The following is a 19,296-nucleotide window of genomic DNA, read 5'->3' on the forward strand; positions in this document are numbered from 1 at the left end:
AATTTCGTTAGAATTATTATTTTAATGAATATTCGATAGTATTAATTTTGTTTATTTACAAAAATCATAACAATATTTAAATATTGTTATGATTTTTGTAAATCATTTTGTTTCTTTGTTCTGTCATTAATAATAAAGAGCATTAAACAAGAATATTATGTGTGGAATAATAGGAGCATTTGATTTAGTAGAGTCCGGGTCGGCAATCAGATCCCGCGTGCTGGAGATGGCTAAACGGATCCGTCACCGCGGACCGGATTGGTCAGGTGTGTTCAGTACAGAAGCAGCAGTCTTGGCGCATGAGCGCCTTGCAATAGTCGATCCCCAGTCGGGTAGTCAACCCTTGTATAGTAGCGATGGGCAAGTTGTATTGGTTGTCAATGGTGAGATCTACAATCATCAAGAGTTGCGAAGATCCTTGCCGGACTACGATTTTAAGACAGCATCTGATTCAGAGGTTATACTAGCACTCTATCTTCAGCGCGGGATTTCTTTCGTCGAAGAGCTTAATGGTATTTTCAGTTTTGCACTTTACGATTCCCGCGATGGTTCTTATTTTATTGCCCGTGATCATATGGGGATTATCCCTTTATATTACGGTCGCGACAAGTTGGGGCAACTTTTTGTGGCTTCCGAGCTAAAGTCTCTCGAAGGGTTTTGCGTAGATATGGATCAGTTCCCTCCAGGCAGTCAGCTGTATAGCCGAAGCGAGAGTGGGGAACCTCAGCGCTGGTATTTCCGTGATTGGGAATCATTTGATGCGGTCTCTGCTAGCGTGGCGGATTACAACGTACTTCGTCCTGCATTAGAAGAGGCGGTACAGCGGCAGCTGATGTCCGACGTGCCCTATGGCGTACTGCTGTCTGGAGGTTTAGATTCATCTGTTATTGCGGCGATAGCCCAAAAGTACGCCTCATCTCAATTGCATTCATTTGCGGTCGGCCTCAAGGGAGCGCCTGATCTTTTGGCGGCTCAGCGTGCCGCCGATCACATTGGTACAATCCATCACGAGATCAATTTTACAATTCAAGAGGGATTGGATGCCATACGGGATGTAATTTATCACCTAGAGACCTACGACGTCACTACGGTAAGAGCGTCGACTCCGATGTATCTTTTAGCGCGGGCTATCAAGTCTTTGGGGATTAAGATGGTGTTGTCAGGCGAAGGATCAGACGAGTTGTTTGGAGGCTACCTCTATTTTCATAAGGCGCCCAATGCGCAGGAGTTTCACGAGGAAACAGTGCGTAAGTTGAAAAAACTCTATCTATACGACTGCCTACGGGCCAATAAATCCCTTGCCGCCTGGGGCGTAGAGGGAAGAGTGCCCTTTTTGGATAAGGAATTTATGGACGTCGCTATGCGTCTCCACCCTGCGGATAAAATGATCAGCGAACAAAGAATGGAAAAGTGGGTGTTGCGCAGGGCATTTGAGGATTATCTTCCTGAGGCTATAGCTTGGCGGCAGAAGGAGCAGTTTTCTGACGGTGTTGGTTACAGCTGGATTGATACCCTAAAAGTCCAGGCAGAAGCATTAGTTGCCGACTCGGATTTTGAGATGGTTAGTTTGCGCTATCCTATCAATACACCCAAGAACAAAGAAGAATACTATTACCGTACGATATTTGAATCACATTTTCCGTCGACTACAGCGGCCAGCACGGTGCCTTCCGTCAAGTCGGTAGCCTGCAGTACGCCGGAAGCGTTGTTGTGGGATGCCTCGTTTCAGGGGGTGAATGACCCTTCCGGTCGGGCGGTAGCTCATGTGCATAAAGAAAGTTATGTCAATGCGGATTCTCAAAGTGGTTTAAAACGAGTAGGTTAGTCTGTGATAAGCTAGCCTATGATTAAATAAACGCATAAAATGTAAAAATATTTTGGAAAACTCTAGTCTAAGCTGTATCTTTGTGTCACTTTAGAAGGAAGTACTTCTAATATGATTCCTGAATAGCTCAGTTGGTTAGAGCATCTGACTGTTAATCAGAGGGTCGCTGGTTCGAGCCCAGCTTCAGGAGCGAAAAAGTGAAACCGACTATTATTAGTCGGTTTTTTTTTTCTTAAAGTATTTAATCTTAATGGACATCAAGAACTTTCATGTCTGTTGGTGATCCAAAGGAATCATGAAAGTTTTGTTTTACGTATAATGTACAGATCATGAGTTTGGTTATTGTCGGTACGGTGGCCTTTGACGCTATCAAAACACCTTTTGGAGATACAGATAAGATTGTTGGAGGTGCAGCAACCTTTGCTGGATTGGCCGCTTCTTTTTTGTACGATAATGTGAAGCTGATCAGTGTTGTTGGTGATGATTTCGGAGACAATATGGATCTTTTTAAAGGCGAGAATATTGATACTTCAGGGATAGAGGTCGTTGCTGGTGGAAAAACCTTTTTTTGGTCCGGCAGATATCATAATGATATGAACAGTCGGGATACCTTGGCGACAGACTTGAATGTGTTGGCCGATTTTGATCCTAAGATACCAGCGTCTTACCAAGATTGCAGTTATCTGTTGTTGGGGAATCTGACTCCTCAGGTGCAGATGGATACCTTGGCCCGTCTTCAGAATAAACCTAAGTTGGTTGTTTTAGATACGATGAACTATTGGATGAACGTTGCTTTGGATGATCTTAAGCTCGTTTTGAAAAAAGTTGATGTATTGACGATTAATGATGCTGAGGCGAGACAACTTTCTGGCGAATACTCCTTGGTCAAAGCTGCTCAAAAGATAATAGAGTTAGGTCCGAAATATTTAATTATTAAGAAAGGTGAACACGGTGCTCTGTTATTTGGTGAGGGACAGATCTTTTCTGCACCGGCATTGCCACTTGCGGAAGTCTTTGATCCAACCGGTGCGGGCGATGCATTTGCGGGCGGTTTTATTGGTTATCTGGCGCGTGTGAATACGGTCAATTTTTCTAATATGAAGAATGCTGTTATTTATGGTTCTACTATGGCTTCCTTTTGTGTAGAACGGTTTGGTACCGAGCGCTTGCAGAACTTGACACAGGACGAGATCCGTAACCGGATACAGGATTTTATTTCCCTTTCAAAATTCGAGATAAGCGAATAGCAATTCGCTTATCTCCTTTTATATATTGCTTAACCTAAGCGGCCCACCACCGGGAATTTTTGAAATACACTTTCTGTATGAGGTGCGTCAGCCAATTCTGCAGTTAGATCTTGCCCTGCCCAGTGCTCATAGTGCATACCCCTCTTCCATAGTCTACTAGTAGATACGTCATATATCAGGCCCTGATAAGCGACCCATATGGCAGGCTTGTCCTGACCGTTTCTCAGAGCCAGTTGTCCTTTTGTATAGTAGGGGAGTTCTTCACCATCTATTATCATGGTGCAAAACTACAGAACTCAATTGATTTTATAGGCAGATAGCGATTTTTTCATCATTTTACGTGCTACGTGTATCCTCGTTTTTACCGTACCTATTGGAATGTCCAGGTGTTCGGCTATTTCATGGTACTTGTACCCCTCAAAATACATTGTAAATGGGGTGTAGTAGTCTTCCGACAGCATGGTGAGAGCTGTGTTGATGTCCTCCATGATAAACTTGTTTTCGCCATTATTCATCGTGGCCGAAACAAGTAGATTTGATGGAGAGATTTCCTCTTCTTGTGTAATGAAAGTGTTGGTTTTGGTAATCCTGCGGTAATTGTTAATAAAGGTGTTTTTCATGATGGTGTAGAGCCAACCTTTGAGATTGGTTCCATCCCTGAAGTTCTTGAAATAGGTAATCGCTTTTACTAAAGTGTCTTGTACTAAGTCATTTGCGTCATCCTGATCCTTGGTGAAATTTCGGGCATAAGACTTTAACGAAATCGAATGCTGAGTCACAAGGTTGTTAAATTCCATTCTGTTCATAGCGGTAGTGTTTATTCGTTATTACAATAATTCGTTTTTATTCCAAAACGATGGCTTCCCTCCCGAGGTACAGAAAATATACCGGCTCTCTCAGTTTATTAAATGAACTGCAGTTCGGTAAATGAATAGCAAAGACTGTGCTAGTTTTTATTGAGAAATATTAAATTTTTGTTATTATAGGGTAAATTTTAGTCAAAAACTACGCTCACGATTATTCTAACGCATATTTTGCGTTTTTGTTTTTGAGAAGTTATTAAGAAATGTGGAAAACTTTTTTAGAAAATGTTCACTTCCCGTTCTAATTTAATACCAAACTCCTGAAATACAGATTCAATGATCCGTGTGGATACATCAAAAATTGCTTGTCCTGTGGCCTCTCCTTTGTTGGTTAGGACCAGAGCTTGGTTCTTCCAGACGGCGACTTCTCCGATTTCTTTGCCCTTCCATCCCGCCTGTTCGATGAGCCAGCCGGCTGCTACCTTGGATTCGTTGTTTCCTACTGGGTAAAAAACTAGCGTTGGATGCCGCAGGAGCAAATCATTTAGTTGTTGGTTCGGAATAATGGGGTTCTTAAAAAAACTACCTGCATTTCCTATGGTGCTGGGGTCAGGGAGTTTTTCAACACGTATATGAGATACGACCTCTGCGACATCTTTGATTGTTGGTGCAGTGATACCTCTTTGTTTAAGCTCAGACTCTATTGCTCCGTAGCTGGTATTGAGTTTGGCATGTAGGTGTAATCTATAGGTTACGGACAAGATGATAAAACGACCTTTATATTTACTCTTGAATATACTGTCCCTATAGGTGAAAGCACACTCTTTATTGGTGAATGTCTTAAACTCGCCTGTGCGTGTGTCGAATGCACGGCAGCTATAGAATACATGCATCAGTTCTGTGCCGTAAGCACCAATATTCTGCACAGGTGAAGCACCTACAGTGCCTGGGATTAGTGCCATGTTCTCTAGCCCCGGAAAGTTATGTTCTATGCAATACCAGACCAAATCATTCCATACTTCGCCACCTGCGGCTGTAACAAATATGTGCGAACCTTCGATAAAGTGCTGTATACCTGTATTGGCTACTTTGATGACGGTGCCGTCAAAGTCCTTTGTGAACAGCATATTGCTGCCGCCACCGAGAATAAGGAATTTTTGTTGGAAATAGCCTTTCCTGTAGAGGTTTGTAAGTATTTTTTCTTCTCGTATCTCGATGAAATTTTTGGCTATAGATGGTACACCAAAGGTGTTTAGATTCTTTAAAGAGATGTTGCTTAATACGTCCACAGAGTATTGATTTGACTTTTACTTTTAGAAATTCAAATTAAAGTACTACCTTTAATCGTTTTGTTGCGTAAAGATAGCAATAAAGCGTACGATTTGAACAAACTTATTTTATTTCGAATATGCCGAAAAATGCAGATGAAAAGCGACTGAAGATTTTAGAAACGGCCAAGCGGAGATTTGCACACTATGGAATGGCCAAGACGACAATGGCTGAGATCGCTAAAGATCTTTCCTTTTCAAAAGCCCTTTTATATTACTATTTCCCCGATAAAAATAGTTTGTATGCCGCTGTCCTTGAGCATGTGATGGAAGAGCTGGAAGAAGATATTACCAACTCCCTAAAATCTATCGTTTCTGTTTCCGAGTCCATTGTTATCGTATTGGAAAAACGTATGGAATTCGTGAAGAAGTATTACTACATTCTCGAATATACGGTTCTCATGCGCAAAGATTTATCTTCGGAGCTCGACCAGCTTTTGATTGATTCCTTCGAGAGCCAAAAAGAGATAATCCGTAGTGTTTTTCGTCAGGGAGTGGAGCGGGGCGAACTGATGGATGTCGATCTAGAGGAAATCTCCAAGATTTTCCTGTTTTCGTCTATGGGTATGCGTCTAGTCGTAGTCAAAGATCTAAAGAGTAGCTTTATTCCCGATAAGGAAGAATTTGATGCTATCCTCGCCATGCAAAAGAAAATGGCAACGATTTTCATCCGTGGACTTAAGGCTTAGTCTTAGCCCGGATCGAGGCGACAATCAGATCAGCGTGTATTCTTGAGTTTTCGATAAACCATAGGTGGGTATTCAATCCACCACATACTACCCCCGCAAGGTACAGACCTTTGATATTGGTTTCCATTGTGGCCGGGTTGTGGTTGGGTATCATTGGTGCTACTTCCGGAATATCGATATTGAAGCGACGCAATAGCTCAAAATTAGGACGGTACCCCGTGAGGGCGATTACAAAGTCGTTCGCAATGGTTTCTGTTCCTTTTGGCCCGCTGATATGCACCTGCTGTTCCTCTATTTTTGTGAGGTTACTGTTGTAGCGTACATCGATCTCTCCTGCGGTAATTCTATTTTCAATGTCCGGTTTTACCCAATATTTTACCCTAGGGCTGATTTCATTCCCGCGGATTACCAATGTTACTTTAGCCCCTTTTCTATAGGTTTCTAAAGCCGCATCGATAGAAGAGTTGCTGGCACCTACCACTACTACACGTTGCCCGGCATAATAGTGCGGGTCGTTATAGTAATGACTTACTTTAGCTAGATTTTCTCCCGGGATATTCAGGTACATCGGGATATCATAAAAGCCTGTGGCCACAATAATGCTTTTGGCCTTATAATTTCCTTTTGAAGATTGTACCTGAAAAATGTCACCTACCTTAGTGCAACTTATCACCTCTTCAAACAGCCTGATGTTTAAGTCAAAGTGGGTATAGGCCCTCCGGTAATATTCCAGTGCTTCGGCGCGTTTGGGCTTCGGATTGGTAGATACAAAAGGCACATTGCCGATTTCAAGCTTTTCGGCCGTAGAGAAAAACGTCATATTTACCGGATAGCGGTACAGCGAGTTGACCAGGCATCCTTTATCCAGAATGAGGTAATCCAGGTTTTCATTTTTTGCTGCGATTCCGCAGGCCAGTCCTATAGGTCCAGCCCCTATAATCAGGACATCATACAGTTTCTCCATTTGCAGGTGGTTTTATACGTTCTAGGTCTTCACTTTTAGTGATGAGGTCCGCTGTTATTTTCTGTATATCTGTTGCTATTTTTATGAGAAATTGCAATTGCTCTGTGATGAGTCGTGCATCATCACTTTCGGTTTCCTCCGTATCTAGCCGTTCTATTCCTTTGAACGGTTGGAATGGAGTGTCTTCTTCCTGACTAACTAACGCAATTGTTTTCTCTAAAGTCCCTAGCGCTTTATAGAGCTGCCTAAGGTGTGCATTATTGAAATGATGGTCATCTGCATCCTGTAGTTGCGTCATTAGGGTCGCGGTGTACGAAGAAAATACGTGATTCAGGATTACAAAACGGTTTACTTCTTTGGTTACATTCTGTCTCCACTTGGGTTCGGTCAGTAGACGCTGAAAAGTAGAGCCCATATTGGCAGAGGCGATGTATACTTCCTTGCGGGCCAGTTTATATGATGTAATATCATCCATATTACCAGACAATACCCGTACAGCTTGCGCAAGGTAGTGGTAATTCGCTATTAATAAGCCCCGGATATTGGTACGGATCTGGAAGCTTTCCCAGTTCGGAAAGATAATGTAACTGGATAAAAAGGCTAGGGAGCCTCCTATGAAAGTATCTAGGATCCGCTCTTGCGCCATCTCTAGGGTATTGACCCCAGTAAAACTGAGCATGATCAGTACATAGGGCGTCATAAAGATTACTGCCATGATATAGTTGACGCGGAATAAACTATAGGCAATTAGGAAGAAGATGATCAAAATAATGAATCGTGCCGTGAGGTCCGGTATCATGACCAGTACAATACCTCCTAGGATACCACCGATTACCGTTCCGATCAATCGCTGTACATTTCGTTCCTTTGTCAGTCCAAAACCAGGCTTCAAGATGACGAGTATGGTCAGTAATATCCAGTACATCCCAAAGTGAGGGTAGTTGATCAGATTGAGCGTGAGGTATGTTCCGGAAAGCATAATCGACATACGTAGTGCATGTCTGAAGTTACTGGAGTTTAAACTAAGGTTGTCCCTGAATTTTTCCCAGTTGAGGGCCTCATTTCTTAAAAACTTACGGCTATGCTGTATTTCCTCTTTTTCGACACTGACAGACTTAAATTGACCATAGTTGTATATATCCCGGATATGCTTGGTGATCGTCCGGATATTGATCAATATCTTCTTCAGGGGGATCGCACTCTGTTCAGAGGACTTATCAAACTCGTCTACTGCAACTCGGAGCTTGTCGATTTCCGCTTCCAGATCGTATATAGGTTTTGGGATACGGTTGGCGTTGATCTTGTAGGCGATATTATCCAGTTCATGTGTCGCTTTCAGGATCACCCCTTTGATATTGTCCAATATACCTGATGGGCCATAGTTTATCCTTACCTTGTCGTAATCATAATGCGTAGTCATGCTCTGTTCGAAGAGATCGATGACATCATTGAATATTAAGGAAAGAAAGCGACCTTCTTTGGTCGTATCCTTTATGGATCGTTTACTACGGAACAGGATATCCCTTACATTCTCCTGATGCGAGTTGACGGCTATCTGGCTTTCTATAAGCTTGATATAATTGTCGTCTACTCCTATGCGTGTGTCATAGAAGTTAGCCTTTAGTCGGAGGTACTCTGCTACTTGGAGTATAGTCTCTGACAGCTCCTGTTGTGCCAGTCGATAGGGGCGTACCTGCATGATCGAAAAGCTGATGAGCATATACCAGGAGGCGCCGATCAAGAAATAGACGAGATAGGTCATTTCCTCTTTCAGGGTATGTACGTCATCTACATTAATAAGCATGATCAGCAGACACATAGTGCCAATCGTAGCGGCACGGGTATTGAATACCGCTAGCATAGAAAATAGAAAGGCCAGTATAGCTATAATAACCGTCATCAAAGGCAGAATGCCGTTACATAGTGCTGTAATGAGAATCGTTACACTACCTAATAGGGTACAGTAGGCCATCCCGAATTTTCGGTGTCGGGGAGCCCCTGGTGTATCGGATAGTCCAACGATCAGTGCACCTAAGGAAATGAGCGTACCTGTTTTGAATTCACCAAAGAAGGCACATATCACCACCGGGATAATCGTACCCATCGTGATCCGTAGTCCTTCAGCAAAGTATTGACTGTAAAAAAAACTGGTTATCTCTTCCGTCTTTCTCATATTGGTCTGCTAAAGCTGGTCTAGGTATTTTCTGTCCATTTTTTTGTCAGAGCGGAAAGTCGAGGCAGATACCCCTACAATTTCCTTAAACTGTTTACTGAGGTGTGCCACACTACTATAGTTTAGGCGATAGGCGATTTCTTTCAAGGACAGTTCATTGTAAGAGAGCAGCTCCTTAGCCTTTTCAATTTTCAGCTGTATATAATACTTTTCTATGGTAATTCCTTCCTGTTGGGAGAATACCGAGCTTATGTTGTGATAGTTGATCCCCAGTTTTTCGCTGAGATAAACCGATAGCTTGATCGATTCCGTATCTAAGGCACTGACCAGTTCAATCAGCAGTGTTTTTACTTCTTTTATTAAGTTGTCTTTGGGATCCTCAATGAGCTCAAACCCGATGTTTTCCAGTGCGGCACGAATCCGCTCGGTCTGCTTTTCCGGTATAGCCGATTCAAATTGGATCGTACCTAGCTGTACGTTTGAAAAAGGGATCTCCAGTTGGTTAAGAATGTCCTCCACTGCCGATACACAACGCTTACATACCATATTCTTGACAGCTAATTCCATTTGTACCTCTTCTATTTTTGTTTAGATTGTTTTTCGAGTATAAACTTAACGAAAATTGCCTTTATATGCAATATTGAAAGCTTGCATATAAAGGCAATTTGTAGATAATCCGCTAACTGGATTATAGCGAGACGACTAGTTTTTTACAGCCTCTACATAGACAATGATTTCTACTGTTGGAGCGACTGCATCTACACCCGTAGGAAGCTTGTCATTATATTTAATGTTGTAGTCAAAACGGTTGATCGATGTTGTTGCTGTAAAGCCTGCGCGGGTTTTGCCCCAAGGATCCGTAATGATACCTCCATTTTGTTTCACCTGGAATGTTACTTTTTTAGTGACATCACGGATCGTCAGATCTCCGGTTAGGACGAACCCACCTTTTCCCTGATTGAGGGTCGCATTGGTCAACGTCATCTTAGGGTATTTTTCCGCATTGAAGAAATCGTCACTTTTTAAGTGGTCATCACGCATCTGTACACGTGTGTTAATACTATTTACATCAATAGAAAAGTTTACTTTAGCCTTGTCAAAGTTGGTCGCATTTGCTGTTTCCACTGTGCCTTCCAGTTTGGTGAAAGCGCCGTCTACGATAGCGATACCTAAGTGTTTGACCTCAAACCTAGCATTAGTATGTGCAGGGTCTATAGTCCAACCTACTTGCGCGAAGCTGATGTTCGTAAAAAGGACGAGTGCGATAAATACGTTTAATACAGTTTTCATATTTTCTTGTTTTTGTTTGTACACTGCAAAGGTCGATCAAGTTTTTGGTACGAAACTTAATCTACATTAATAAACAAAAAAAAACAGGATAGGTTTTTATTCGAGTCCTTCCCACCAATGTGGATAGGATTTATACTGCTCTAAGGATACAATTTGACCTATTTTGGGAGTTACGATCGCTATATGTTGTGCTGTTGCAGCTTCCGTCACCCGCTTTAGGGGTTCGTCCCAGGCATGGTTGGCTAAGGGGAACTTGGCCGAATGTACCGGGATCAGGTAGTGAGCCTGTAGATCTTGCGTTGCAGTAATCACCTCCTCAGGCATCATATGTATATATTTCCACATCGCATTGTACTGTCCGTTTTCTAAGATCGCAAAGTCAAACGGACCATGCGTATTCCCGATCTCTTTAAAATGCTTGCCATAACCACTATCACCTCCTATAAATATCCGTTTAGAGCCTTTCAGTACAAATGAAGACCACAACGTTGTGTTTCGCTTGAAGGTACGTCCTGAAAAATGCCTTGCGGTGGTCGAGTGGATCTGGAACCCATCAATTTCCGCATGCTCTCCCCAATACAGTTCCGTGATCTGTCCAGCGGGATATCCCCATTTTTCCAGATGTGCACCTACACCGAGTCCGGTCACAATGTGTTTGACCTTGTCCTTGAGTTTCATAAAGGTATTATAGTCCAGGTGGTCCCAGTGATCGTGTGTGATAAAAAGGATGTCGATTTCTGGTAGGTCGTCTACCTGATAATTGTATTCACTTTCAAAGGCACGTACACTCACCCGAACTGGCGTAGCATATTTGCTGAATACCGGGTCTACCAATATCTTTTTTCCATCCAGTTGGATATAATAGGATGAGTGTCCAAACCATACATAGAGATTACTGTCTATCGGCAGGTGATGGAGATCATTTTTTTCTACAGGAATCAGGTCTTTCGGGATATTACGCACCTTCTTGGCAAAGAAAAACTCCCTTAGCATTTTCGAATAGCTGGTTCCTTCGGCCAGTGCAGGCGTATGTTCCAGATTATCAAAAGCTCCCTCCTTATAGTTGGGTTTGCTCTGCATGAGTGCCAAGCGTGAGCCACTGGCGTTTTTTCCAAATCTATCGTGTTGCATGTACAATAGTGTCGCCAGGACAAACAGTACAATGAGGGCTAGGATTACCTGCATACTTCGTTTTAAAAACTTTATCATCTCTTCTTAATATCTAAAGTTATGCGAAATATTCTAATCTAAAAGTCATAACTTTAGGAAAATACAACGATGTATAAGATACTTATGATGATACCGCTGGCTTTTAAGAGGGTTTTTCTATTTTTTTTCCTGACCCTAGGGCTTTATTTTGGTGGCTATGCGCAGGTGCTGCAGCCTGGATTTGACAAGGCCGAGTTTACAGAGATTTTAGCTATTAATTCACGTTTTTCGGAGAGCCCAGAGATGGCCCAATATATTCCGCCACCGGCGCGATCCAGGTTGCTGTATAAAAGCGGTGAGTTCGGTCTGGTCAATCATTGGCAGTTGTGGCTTATGGACGAGCGTGTTGCTGTTATTTGTACCCGGGGTTCTACACGAGAGGGCGAGAGCTGGCTGGCGAATCTATTTGCCGCACAGATTCCCGCCAAAGGAGTCCTGCATATCGAGAAGGATTTTGAGTTTGACTATACCTTGGCCGCGCACCCCCGTGCAGCAGTACATGCGGGTTACGTCTTCAGTTCGGCTTTTCTGCTTCGTGATGTGTTGCCCAAGATAGATTCTTGTTATCAGGCCGGTGTAAAGGATTTTATCCTGTCCGGGCATAGTCAGGGGGGAGGCATCACCTATATTATGAGTGCTTATCTATTGCAAATGCAAAAAGCAGGTAAGCTACCGGCAGATATGCGTATCAAGGTATATACCAGTGCAAGTCCCAAGCCCGGAAACCTTTATTTCGCTTACGACTATGAGCATAGCGTAGGAGAGGGCTGGTCACAGCATGTAGTTAATACCGAAGATTGGGTGCCACAGTCTCCTTTTACGGTGCAGACTATTGCCGATCTGCCCGACGTCAACCCCGTACCCGCCCTACGTTTTACGCTTAAAAAACAGAGCTTTTTCAAACGTTTGTTTTTTAACTCACTTTATAAGAAGATGACAAACCCATCGCAAAAAGCGGTAGACCGTTATCAAAAATACCTGGGCAAGTTTACGGGTAAGCAGATCAAGAAATATTATCCCGATTTCGTGATCCCTGATTTTGTCAATAGCAACGAGTATGTGCGTACCGGCAAGCAGGTAGTATTATATCCTGATAGTGGTTATTTTGAGAAATTTGATTATAGCAAGGATAAGACTAAGATCATGCTGCATCACTCGACGGTTGTGTACTATTACCTGCTCAAGCATACCTATGGCAAGTAAAGAGTCAGTTTTTTTAATAACTTTTCAGAGCTGTTAATTTAAATACTTACAATATGCCATCTGTAAATTTTCGTTTAATGTCGCCTTAGCGGATTGGTAATAGCACTGAGAGGCACCTCCGTTGTGCCAATACGGTACAGCGACGAGTTTTGCTCCACTTTTGAGGAAAAAGTGGATTGCCCGTCCGGCAAAGAGGACGACAAGCCAAACTGATAATCTATATATGATTTATGATCTGTTAAGTATAAGTAACTAAATGAATATCTCTATAACTTTTATTATTCGTAATACTGAGCACGTATTGTAAAGCGATTTGTCGTTCTTATCAGACTTCTTTAATTTTAATCCCATAATACGTTATAGCGAGCATGGCAAAACAAATAAAGGCATTGAAATGTCCACAATGTGGTAGTGTAAAGAAGCAGAATGTTAAAGAGGACCATTATATCTGTAACCATTGCGGTACCGAGTATTTTTTGGACAACGACGATATCAACGTTAATATCAGACATCAGTACGGAGACAATGGTCTAGATCCAAAACTTAAAAAACGACTTATCATTATATTGGGATGCTTTCTGTTTTCCATTTTTCTGATTAGTCTAATCCGAAACTGTGGAAGTAGTAATAGTACATCGACGGCTGTTTATTCAGCCATATCAACCAAAGAAAAATCCTATGTCGAGCGAATCAAGGGACACCTGGCTTTTACGGCTTATAACAGCAGTAATCCAATGTTGCTCTTTATCGTAGCCCGTGGTAAGGATAGCTTTGATAGAGAAAACGCCGAGTATTTTGCCCGTTTCTATGATCCCTTGAAGGAGAAAATTGTCAACGATATCCTATTACCAGGATGGAAAGATGACTTTTATATACAGAGTCGAACTTTCGCTGATGGCGTTCTTTATATCTGTGCTGATAAAAGTAATAAGGTGCTCAAAGTCGATCCCGCAAAGAATGAAGTCGTAGATGTAACCGAGACCTTTTTTGCAGGGGTATCCGAGTTTGCATCTGGGATTGCTACATTAAAATTTACGCAGGAAGTAGAGGGCGACGGATTCCGGATCATGACCAATGATGGTAAGGAATATTATTATTACCCTCTGGTGCGCAAAATCTATAAAGATCACTCCGAACGTCGTAATGCAGGTATAGGTATGTCATCTTTATTGCCGGGAGCAAAGCCTTTGATACGGTATGCGATTTCTGAAAAAAGTAGAGATTATCCGGACGAGAAAATCCAGTTGCTCAAATATTGGTATCAGCACAATCCTGGGTATCCTATTATGCTTCCCTATTCCTATCAGGTTGTCTGGGAAAAGGTATATAACTACCCCAAGAAATCGGGAGTTTATTACGGTTCATTTCCTTATGTCAAGAAACTATTTAAAGAACCACGGATTAATAAATTCGTAGATCTCACTCCCGACCGCTTGTATTTTGATGCCAAGATCGAGTATCAGGACAGTGTTAATGTCTATATATCCGGATTGCCCAATGCCAATCCAGAGGGTAATAGGTACCTGCAGAAGATAGATACAGAGACGGGCAAGATTGTGTGGAACTATACGCCAGCGAGTGATAGCTATTCTTTCGATACAGACATGTATGGCTATGCCGGCGGTCTTGTATTTGCCTATTATGATAGAGCTTCTACAGCCCGTTCCAATCGGCTGATCATTATGGGCAACGATGGTACAATTGTAAAAGATATAAATAAGGACGAATTATTTAAAAAGTAAAAGATGGGATTATTCAATTTTTTCAAAAAACAAGTTGCTACAGTCATCGAATGGCAGCCTCAGGCTCCTGGATTGTTGGTGTGGAAATACCCTGCAGTGACAGACGAAATAAAGAATGCAAGTAAATTGATTATTGCTCCAGGACAAGGATGTGTTCTGGTATATGAAGGCAAGATTACCGATGTGATCGATACCGAAGGAGTTTACAATATCCGTACGGACAATCATCCCTTCATCACCTCCTTGCTCAAAGTCGCTCAGTTGTTTGAGAGTGAGCACAAGATGGGGCTTTACTTCTACCGCAAGGCGGAAGTCGTTAATCAGGGCTGGGGTACGTCTTCGCCGATCAAATATATGGACGACTACTATAAGATTCCGATCCAGTTATCTGCCTTCGGTAACTTTTCATACCGTCTTAGCGATGCAGGGCGATTTTTTACAGAATATGTCGGTTCGCAAGATACCTACAGTACCGAAGCATTCCGCGAGGCGATACAGGCCCGTATCCAACAGGTGCTGACCTCCTGTTTTGCAGAAGAGAAAATGCCTTATACCAAGATCGATGCGGAGATTGCGCGGTTGTCTACGACCATGAGAGATCGGCTTGTATCGGATTTTGAAACCTTTGGTCTTGTACTCCGCGACTTCAGGATCGAAGGCAACTCATTTGATGAGGAGACACAGACCCGTATCGGTAAGATTGCAGATATTACGGCCGACAGTCATGCCGCTTCCGAGGGGGGACTGAGCTATGTCGAGCTCGAAAAACTAAGAGCTCTCCGTGATGCTGCCAGAAATGAAGGCGGTCTTGCGGGAGCAGGGGTCGGCCTTGGTGCAGGTATGAGTCTGGGTAAGGTTTTCAGCAATTCCATTGACGAGGTCACGCAACCTACCATCGGTGTAGATCCGATGGAACAATTACGCAAGCTCAAGCTCCTATTGGATGAAAATATAATTACCCAGGAGGAGTTCGAACAGAAGAAGAAGGATTATTTAAATAAACTGTAGACCATGAAGCATATTATTACATTTTTATTCATTGTATCCTTACTTGTAGTAGGCTTTGTTTCGCTCAACTATATGTGGGGCTGGGTCGAGGTCGATTATACCCAGCTTGTCAAAGTGGCTATTTCCGTATTTGTAGTTATTTTCATCGCTACCGGGTTAGCTATGGTGTTTAGTGCTGCATATGCACGTCCAAAGAACCAGCAGGACGTCGGTAAGAAAGATTAATACAAACAGCTATTCAAAAAAAGCACCGCTCTCTGAGCGGTGCTTTTTTTGAATATAACTTATATTACTTGATTGTTATTGGTGTATCAGGCCGAATAAGTTTTTTATTAAAATAAGTCTGGTCTCCTGATACCATTAGATGTCCGATGTTTGGATCATTAGATGGTCTGACTTCTGCATTCCAGCGCGAATCTGTAGGCAAATAGATATTTTTAATCGCACTTTTTCCACTTAGGTGTATTTTTAAGGAATCGATGTGTATACTTTGCTGACAATTTAAAAAAGCATCAGTTAGATTGGCTGTACATTCTTCCGTTTGTATTCCATTTAGGTAAGCTTTGGATTGATTAGACAGGTTTAGTGTTAGATTCCTAATTTTTGTCGGGCCATACGTTCTACTGATCGTTCCGTTTCCATAGTTTCTCGTGTATTCTCCTGTTCTGAGCACACAATTGTCTGCTAAGGTTACAGTTAGTTGCGCTAGGCTGTCTGTAGATTGCACCGGTATTAAGTTCAGGCCAGCTTTATTCGTACAGGAGATCGACTGTATGGGCATCGGCTGTTCTAGATGTAGATAGCTTTCTCCATTTTTCAGCTTTATCTCTAAGGTGTCTTTGTACAGTTTATATTCAAAATTCTGTTGATCATCACTCTTCATATGCTGTTTAGCTCCTTTGTTTATCTCTAAAGATAATGTGGCATCTTTGCTGCCAATGATTTTTATATGACTAATTGTTTGGTCGCTATCAAGACTGATATTACGAGGGTATAGGTTAAACCAAAATTTAGACATAATATCGGTAGGGTTTCCTTTTTGGTCTATGCTGATAACACCAAAGACTGAAGGACATAGAAAATATAGCACAGCAAAGACTATGCTGAGAAGTAGGATTATATTTGATTTTTTCATTATAAGAGTGTTTTAATGGTCTGTAGCCTTAGTTCTGTTATTGTACTTCGCTAATACTTCATCCATGGCAATATCGAGTATTTCCAGTTGGTCGAAAAACCGTGGCAGTTCTATATTCATAAACTGTTCCTTTTGTAATGCTGTTATTTTCGCTTTGGCGGCGGGATCCACGAAAAGACCCAGGCCACGTTTGTTATATACTAGGTTTTGCTGTTGCAATAACTCATATGCCCGCATTACGGTATTCGGAGTAACCTCCAGTTCAGATGCTAGATCCCGTACAGAAAGGATCTTTTGGTCCGCAGACCATTCGTCTTTCAATATTTTTTCTTTGACAAAATCAACGATCTGGAGATAAATTGCCTTTTCTTCTTTAAACTGCATTAGTGCTCCTTTTCTTTTAGTTTATAATAAAAGCTAAGCAATATCATGAAGATCAGAAATAGATAGTAGATATACCGCCATAAGGTTACAGCTATACCATTAAGTGTATATACCATATTTCCATCTGAGTTTTTTACGGTGAAAGTCATCAAAAAGATATACGTGCCTATGCCTAATATTAGAAATACTACCGTAGCATATCTTTTGAACATGAATACAAACAGGGTATAAGCAGGTATAATCATGAGTACTATTGCAGAAAACATGGACAACTGAAATTTCGTTATCGTATTGAACACACTATATTCACCAAACTGATAGTAAAATTGACCTTGACCCTCCAGATAGGCTAAGGTGTCTTCAAGATATAGGTGTTTATACAAGGAAACCAACAAGTGATCGAATAATATGATCGATCCAATCGTAAACAGATAGGTGAATACCGTAAATAAACCAATACCAATCACGCGTTCAGAAGGTTTGATGGGGTAGGTCAGTGTATTAAAACTCTTATTGAGTTGAATGAGGTACCCATGTAAGATCAACATTAGAAAAGCAGGGATTGTCAGCATAGAGAACAATTTCCCTTCATGAGTACCATGTAGTAGACTTTGGTAGAACTCGTCAGAGTCGAGGTCGCCCTTGTTTATAAACTGTTCATAGAACGGTGCTCCCGACCAAAACCCCGCTGCGGCGAAGATTGTAAATACAATGATCGGAATGCTAATAATGATGTTTTTATTCATTGCCCACATTTCATAAAGTACCACTTTTAGGGCGTTGGTTTTATTATATGGATGCATAAGTTTTAGTATTGTTAAGGTCAGGGATTGTTGTTGAGTCTGGATTAGTCATTATAGCGTTAAAGAACAATTCGATGTCGAATACATTTTCTTCGAGGTTGTCCAAAGTTTTTACGACGTACTTTTTGCCATATAGGCTTTCCTCCGAATATATAACAGTATCTTGCTCTTGTGGTGTAGCCGTTACTTTGAATAATTTCGATAGCTGTTCAACCGTTTGGTCCACGACAAAGTGATGGTCTTTTAAAATCAGCAGATGATCTATCAGTGGATGTATATCTCTGATTTGATGGGTAGATATTATTATGATTGCATCCTCGTGCGTATGTTTGGCCAATACTTTCCGTAGTTGACTTTTCGAGGGGATATCTAATCCATTCGTCGGTTCATCCATCAATAATACCCGAGCACGGGTAGCCAATCCAAAAGCGATGTTCAATTTCTTTTTCTGCCCGTACGACAGATTGCTTATGTGCATATCTGGATCTACGTCAAATTGGGAGAGGAGTTCGTCAAATAACACATGGTCAAAGCTTGTATATATAGAAGAATATATTTTTAGCCATTTTTGTAATGACCAAAAAGGTAGTTTTACCTCATCTTCAAAAAAATAGATGTCACTAAGAAAGTCTATTTTTCTTTCTTTCGGTATTTTGTCGAATACTTGAATTTTGCCTTCTTTAGGAAAAGCTATACCTGCTATTAATTTTAAAAGTGTGGTCTTGCCCGCACCATTAAGCCCCAATAAACCATAGATCTGTCCCGGTAAGAGAACGCTACACAGTCTGTCAATGACTGGTTTTTTGTTTCTTAAATAGTTAAAATGTAAGTTTTTAATGGTTATCATACTTTTATTGTATTAGTGTGTTACTTATGTAATACACTTCAAAGGTAATAATAGTTTTAATAACCCAAAAAATATTATTTCTTTTTTTAGATCAATGGTGATTATGTATTATGCTATAGGATGCTTGTGAGGTGTCTTATTTTTGTGCGATAATCGGATTTTTACCGATTATCGGTATGTAGGATGACAGGATTTACGGTTGATTATTTTTTTATTAGTACTACTTCCTAGACGTATTTTTATGACTTATTGCTTTGGTACCCTATTTTTATGCTTTGCCCCCCACTGGCTTAACTGTTTCCATATAGGGACTAATTCAAGAGCAATATCCGTTAGCTCATAATCTACTCTTGGTGGCACTTCTGCGTGTACGGTACGGGTTATTAAGCCTTCCTTTTCTAGTTCACGCAGCTGTAACGTGAGCATACGTTCTGTTATACCTGTTATCTGATTGCGGAGCTCACTAAAACGTAATTTTCCATTTTCCAGTCGACAGAGTATAAGGAGCTTCCACCTACCACCGATTTTACAGATAGCATAGGTCAGATCGCAACTTTCTACGATATAGCTTTCATTTAAGCTGTTAGTTGAGTTTTCTTTTCGTTTTCCCATTACTTACAAATTTGTTTGTACCGCACAATTAGAC

20 protein-coding genes and 1 tRNA gene are annotated in these 19,296 nt (G+C 41.5%); 8 read left to right on the forward strand and 13 right to left on the reverse strand.

The window, feature by feature from the left end; all coding sequences use genetic code 11:
* The first annotated feature begins 157 nt into the window (after positions 1-157).
* The 3 genes from asnB (at position 158) to JKG64_RS11185 (ending at position 3,072) form a co-directional block, all read left to right on the forward strand.
* The gene (gene asnB, locus JKG64_RS11175) at positions 158-1,825 is read left to right on the forward strand and encodes an asparagine synthase B (protein ID WP_210354398.1); all 1,668 of its coding nucleotides are present in this window, start codon (positions 158-160) and stop codon (positions 1,823-1,825) included.
* A 116-nt stretch (positions 1,826-1,941) separates the two neighbouring features.
* A tRNA-Asn gene (locus tag JKG64_RS11180) sits at positions 1,942-2,015 on the forward strand.
* Between the two features lie 139 nt (positions 2,016-2,154).
* Positions 2,155-3,072 carry a PfkB family carbohydrate kinase gene (locus tag JKG64_RS11185; RefSeq protein WP_210354399.1) on the forward strand — a complete coding sequence of 306 codons (918 nt, stop codon included), beginning with the start codon at positions 2,155-2,157 and terminating at the stop codon, positions 3,070-3,072.
* A 29-nt stretch (positions 3,073-3,101) separates the two neighbouring features.
* Here the strand turns inward: JKG64_RS11185 and JKG64_RS11190 are convergent, their stop codons facing one another.
* The 3 genes from JKG64_RS11190 to murB all read right to left on the reverse strand — a co-directional run bounded on the left by JKG64_RS11190 (position 3,102) and on the right by murB (position 5,164).
* On the reverse strand, positions 3,102-3,350 hold the full coding sequence (locus tag JKG64_RS11190) for a cytochrome b5 domain-containing protein (RefSeq protein WP_210354400.1): 249 nt from the start codon (positions 3,348-3,350) through the stop codon (positions 3,102-3,104).
* Positions 3,351-3,368: 18 nt separating this feature from the next.
* The gene (locus JKG64_RS11195; RefSeq protein WP_210354401.1) at positions 3,369-3,878 is read right to left on the reverse strand and encodes an RNA polymerase sigma factor; all 510 of its coding nucleotides are present in this window, start codon (positions 3,876-3,878) and stop codon (positions 3,369-3,371) included.
* Positions 3,879-4,153: 275 nt separating this feature from the next.
* Positions 4,154-5,164 (reverse strand): UDP-N-acetylmuramate dehydrogenase, encoded by a 1,011-nt coding sequence (gene murB, locus JKG64_RS11200; RefSeq protein WP_210354402.1) that lies wholly within the window; start codon positions 5,162-5,164, stop codon positions 4,154-4,156.
* A gap of 119 nt (positions 5,165-5,283) precedes the next feature.
* Between murB and JKG64_RS11205 the strand changes: the two genes are divergently transcribed.
* Positions 5,284-5,892, forward strand: a complete 609-nt coding sequence (locus JKG64_RS11205; protein ID WP_210354403.1) for a TetR/AcrR family transcriptional regulator — start codon at positions 5,284-5,286, stop codon at positions 5,890-5,892.
* Here JKG64_RS11205 and JKG64_RS11210 read toward each other — a convergent pair.
* From JKG64_RS11210 to JKG64_RS11230, 5 genes are all read right to left on the reverse strand, one after another.
* Positions 5,882-6,856, reverse strand: coding sequence for a YpdA family putative bacillithiol disulfide reductase (locus tag JKG64_RS11210; protein WP_210354404.1), 975 nt, complete (start codon positions 6,854-6,856; stop codon positions 5,882-5,884). The genes JKG64_RS11205 and JKG64_RS11210 overlap by 11 nt on opposite strands.
* Positions 6,840-9,029 carry an FUSC family protein gene (locus JKG64_RS11215; RefSeq protein ID WP_210354405.1) on the reverse strand — a complete coding sequence of 730 codons (2,190 nt, stop codon included), beginning with the start codon at positions 9,027-9,029 and terminating at the stop codon, positions 6,840-6,842. The genes JKG64_RS11210 and JKG64_RS11215 overlap by 17 nt, the downstream gene beginning before the upstream one ends.
* Before the next feature lie 9 nt (positions 9,030-9,038).
* Positions 9,039-9,596, reverse strand: coding sequence for a helix-turn-helix domain-containing protein (locus tag JKG64_RS11220; RefSeq protein WP_210354406.1), 558 nt, complete (start codon positions 9,594-9,596; stop codon positions 9,039-9,041).
* A 135-nt stretch (positions 9,597-9,731) separates the two neighbouring features.
* The gene (locus tag JKG64_RS11225) at positions 9,732-10,319 is read right to left on the reverse strand and encodes a YceI family protein (RefSeq protein WP_210354407.1); all 588 of its coding nucleotides are present in this window, start codon (positions 10,317-10,319) and stop codon (positions 9,732-9,734) included.
* A 96-nt stretch (positions 10,320-10,415) separates the two neighbouring features.
* A complete protein-coding gene (locus JKG64_RS11230; protein WP_246512568.1) occupies positions 10,416-11,528 on the reverse strand; it encodes an MBL fold metallo-hydrolase in 1,113 nt (370 codons plus the stop codon).
* A 69-nt stretch (positions 11,529-11,597) separates the two neighbouring features.
* On the opposite strand from JKG64_RS11230, the gene JKG64_RS11235 reads away from it, so the two are divergent.
* From JKG64_RS11235 to JKG64_RS11250, 4 genes are all read left to right on the forward strand, one after another.
* Positions 11,598-12,731 carry a lipase family protein gene (locus tag JKG64_RS11235; RefSeq protein ID WP_210354408.1) on the forward strand — a complete coding sequence of 378 codons (1,134 nt, stop codon included), beginning with the start codon at positions 11,598-11,600 and terminating at the stop codon, positions 12,729-12,731.
* 368 nt (positions 12,732-13,099) lie between these two features.
* Positions 13,100-14,473: a hypothetical protein gene (locus JKG64_RS11240; RefSeq protein ID WP_210354409.1), complete on the forward strand. Its 1,374-nt coding sequence runs from the start codon at positions 13,100-13,102 to the stop codon at positions 14,471-14,473.
* Positions 14,474-14,476: 3 nt separating this feature from the next.
* Entirely contained in the window at positions 14,477-15,481 is a 1,005-nt protein-coding gene (locus tag JKG64_RS11245) for an SPFH domain-containing protein (protein WP_210354410.1), read from the forward strand.
* 3 nt (positions 15,482-15,484) lie between these two features.
* Positions 15,485-15,706: a hypothetical protein gene (locus tag JKG64_RS11250; RefSeq protein WP_210354411.1), complete on the forward strand. Its 222-nt coding sequence runs from the start codon at positions 15,485-15,487 to the stop codon at positions 15,704-15,706.
* Positions 15,707-15,770: 64 nt separating this feature from the next.
* Here JKG64_RS11250 and JKG64_RS11255 read toward each other — a convergent pair whose 3' ends face one another.
* The 5 genes from JKG64_RS11255 to JKG64_RS11275 form a co-directional block, all read right to left on the reverse strand.
* Positions 15,771-16,616 carry a hypothetical protein gene (locus JKG64_RS11255; protein WP_210354412.1) on the reverse strand — a complete coding sequence of 282 codons (846 nt, stop codon included), beginning with the start codon at positions 16,614-16,616 and terminating at the stop codon, positions 15,771-15,773.
* A gap of 12 nt (positions 16,617-16,628) precedes the next feature.
* On the reverse strand, positions 16,629-17,000 hold the full coding sequence (locus JKG64_RS11260) for a GntR family transcriptional regulator (protein WP_210354413.1): 372 nt from the start codon (positions 16,998-17,000) through the stop codon (positions 16,629-16,631).
* Positions 17,000-17,803: a hypothetical protein gene (locus tag JKG64_RS11265; RefSeq protein WP_210354414.1), complete on the reverse strand. Its 804-nt coding sequence runs from the start codon at positions 17,801-17,803 to the stop codon at positions 17,000-17,002. The genes JKG64_RS11260 and JKG64_RS11265 overlap by 1 nt, the downstream gene beginning before the upstream one ends.
* The gene (locus JKG64_RS11270; RefSeq protein WP_210354415.1) at positions 17,790-18,650 is read right to left on the reverse strand and encodes an ABC transporter ATP-binding protein; all 861 of its coding nucleotides are present in this window, start codon (positions 18,648-18,650) and stop codon (positions 17,790-17,792) included. The genes JKG64_RS11265 and JKG64_RS11270 overlap by 14 nt, the downstream gene beginning before the upstream one ends.
* 246 nt (positions 18,651-18,896) lie before the next feature.
* A complete protein-coding gene (locus JKG64_RS11275) occupies positions 18,897-19,262 on the reverse strand; it encodes a winged helix-turn-helix transcriptional regulator (RefSeq protein WP_210354416.1) in 366 nt (121 codons plus the stop codon).
* Positions 19,263-19,296 lie beyond the last annotated feature (34 nt).

The organism is Sphingobacterium tabacisoli (assembly GCF_017908035.1).
Classification (GTDB): Bacteria; Bacteroidota; Bacteroidia; order Sphingobacteriales; family Sphingobacteriaceae; genus Sphingobacterium; species Sphingobacterium tabacisoli.

What these genes read in the sequence shown, in the direction of transcription:
- asnB (WP_210354398.1), top strand. Translation starts at nt 158, where the DNA reads ATGTGTGGAATAATAGGAGCATTTGATTTAGTAGAGTCCGGGTCGGCA.
- JKG64_RS11185 (WP_210354399.1), top strand. Translation starts at nt 2,155, where the DNA reads ATGAGTTTGGTTATTGTCGGTACGGTGGCCTTTGACGCTATCAAAACA.
- JKG64_RS11190 (WP_210354400.1), bottom strand. Translation starts at nt 3,350, where the DNA reads ATGATAATAGATGGTGAAGAACTCCCCTACTATACAAAAGGACAACTG.
- JKG64_RS11195 (WP_210354401.1), bottom strand. Translation starts at nt 3,878, where the DNA reads ATGAACAGAATGGAATTTAACAACCTTGTGACTCAGCATTCGATTTCG.
- JKG64_RS11205 (WP_210354403.1), top strand. Translation starts at nt 5,284, where the DNA reads ATGCCGAAAAATGCAGATGAAAAGCGACTGAAGATTTTAGAAACGGCC.
- JKG64_RS11210 (WP_210354404.1), bottom strand. Translation starts at nt 6,856, where the DNA reads ATGGAGAAACTGTATGATGTCCTGATTATAGGGGCTGGACCTATAGGA.
- JKG64_RS11215 (WP_210354405.1), bottom strand. Translation starts at nt 9,029, where the DNA reads ATGAGAAAGACGGAAGAGATAACCAGTTTTTTTTACAGTCAATACTTT.
- JKG64_RS11220 (WP_210354406.1), bottom strand. Translation starts at nt 9,596, where the DNA reads ATGGAATTAGCTGTCAAGAATATGGTATGTAAGCGTTGTGTATCGGCA.
- JKG64_RS11225 (WP_210354407.1), bottom strand. Translation starts at nt 10,319, where the DNA reads ATGAAAACTGTATTAAACGTATTTATCGCACTCGTCCTTTTTACGAAC.
- JKG64_RS11230 (WP_246512568.1), bottom strand. Translation starts at nt 11,528, where the DNA reads ATGATAAAGTTTTTAAAACGAAGTATGCAGGTAATCCTAGCCCTCATT.
- JKG64_RS11235 (WP_210354408.1), top strand. Translation starts at nt 11,598, where the DNA reads ATGTATAAGATACTTATGATGATACCGCTGGCTTTTAAGAGGGTTTTT.
- JKG64_RS11240 (WP_210354409.1), top strand. Translation starts at nt 13,100, where the DNA reads ATGGCAAAACAAATAAAGGCATTGAAATGTCCACAATGTGGTAGTGTA.
- JKG64_RS11245 (WP_210354410.1), top strand. Translation starts at nt 14,477, where the DNA reads ATGGGATTATTCAATTTTTTCAAAAAACAAGTTGCTACAGTCATCGAA.
- JKG64_RS11250 (WP_210354411.1), top strand. Translation starts at nt 15,485, where the DNA reads ATGAAGCATATTATTACATTTTTATTCATTGTATCCTTACTTGTAGTA.
- JKG64_RS11255 (WP_210354412.1), bottom strand. Translation starts at nt 16,616, where the DNA reads ATGAAAAAATCAAATATAATCCTACTTCTCAGCATAGTCTTTGCTGTG.
- JKG64_RS11260 (WP_210354413.1), bottom strand. Translation starts at nt 17,000, where the DNA reads ATGCAGTTTAAAGAAGAAAAGGCAATTTATCTCCAGATCGTTGATTTT.
- JKG64_RS11265 (WP_210354414.1), bottom strand. Translation starts at nt 17,803, where the DNA reads ATGCATCCATATAATAAAACCAACGCCCTAAAAGTGGTACTTTATGAA.
- JKG64_RS11270 (WP_210354415.1), bottom strand. Translation starts at nt 18,650, where the DNA reads ATGATAACCATTAAAAACTTACATTTTAACTATTTAAGAAACAAAAAA.
- JKG64_RS11275 (WP_210354416.1), bottom strand. Translation starts at nt 19,262, where the DNA reads ATGGGAAAACGAAAAGAAAACTCAACTAACAGCTTAAATGAAAGCTAT.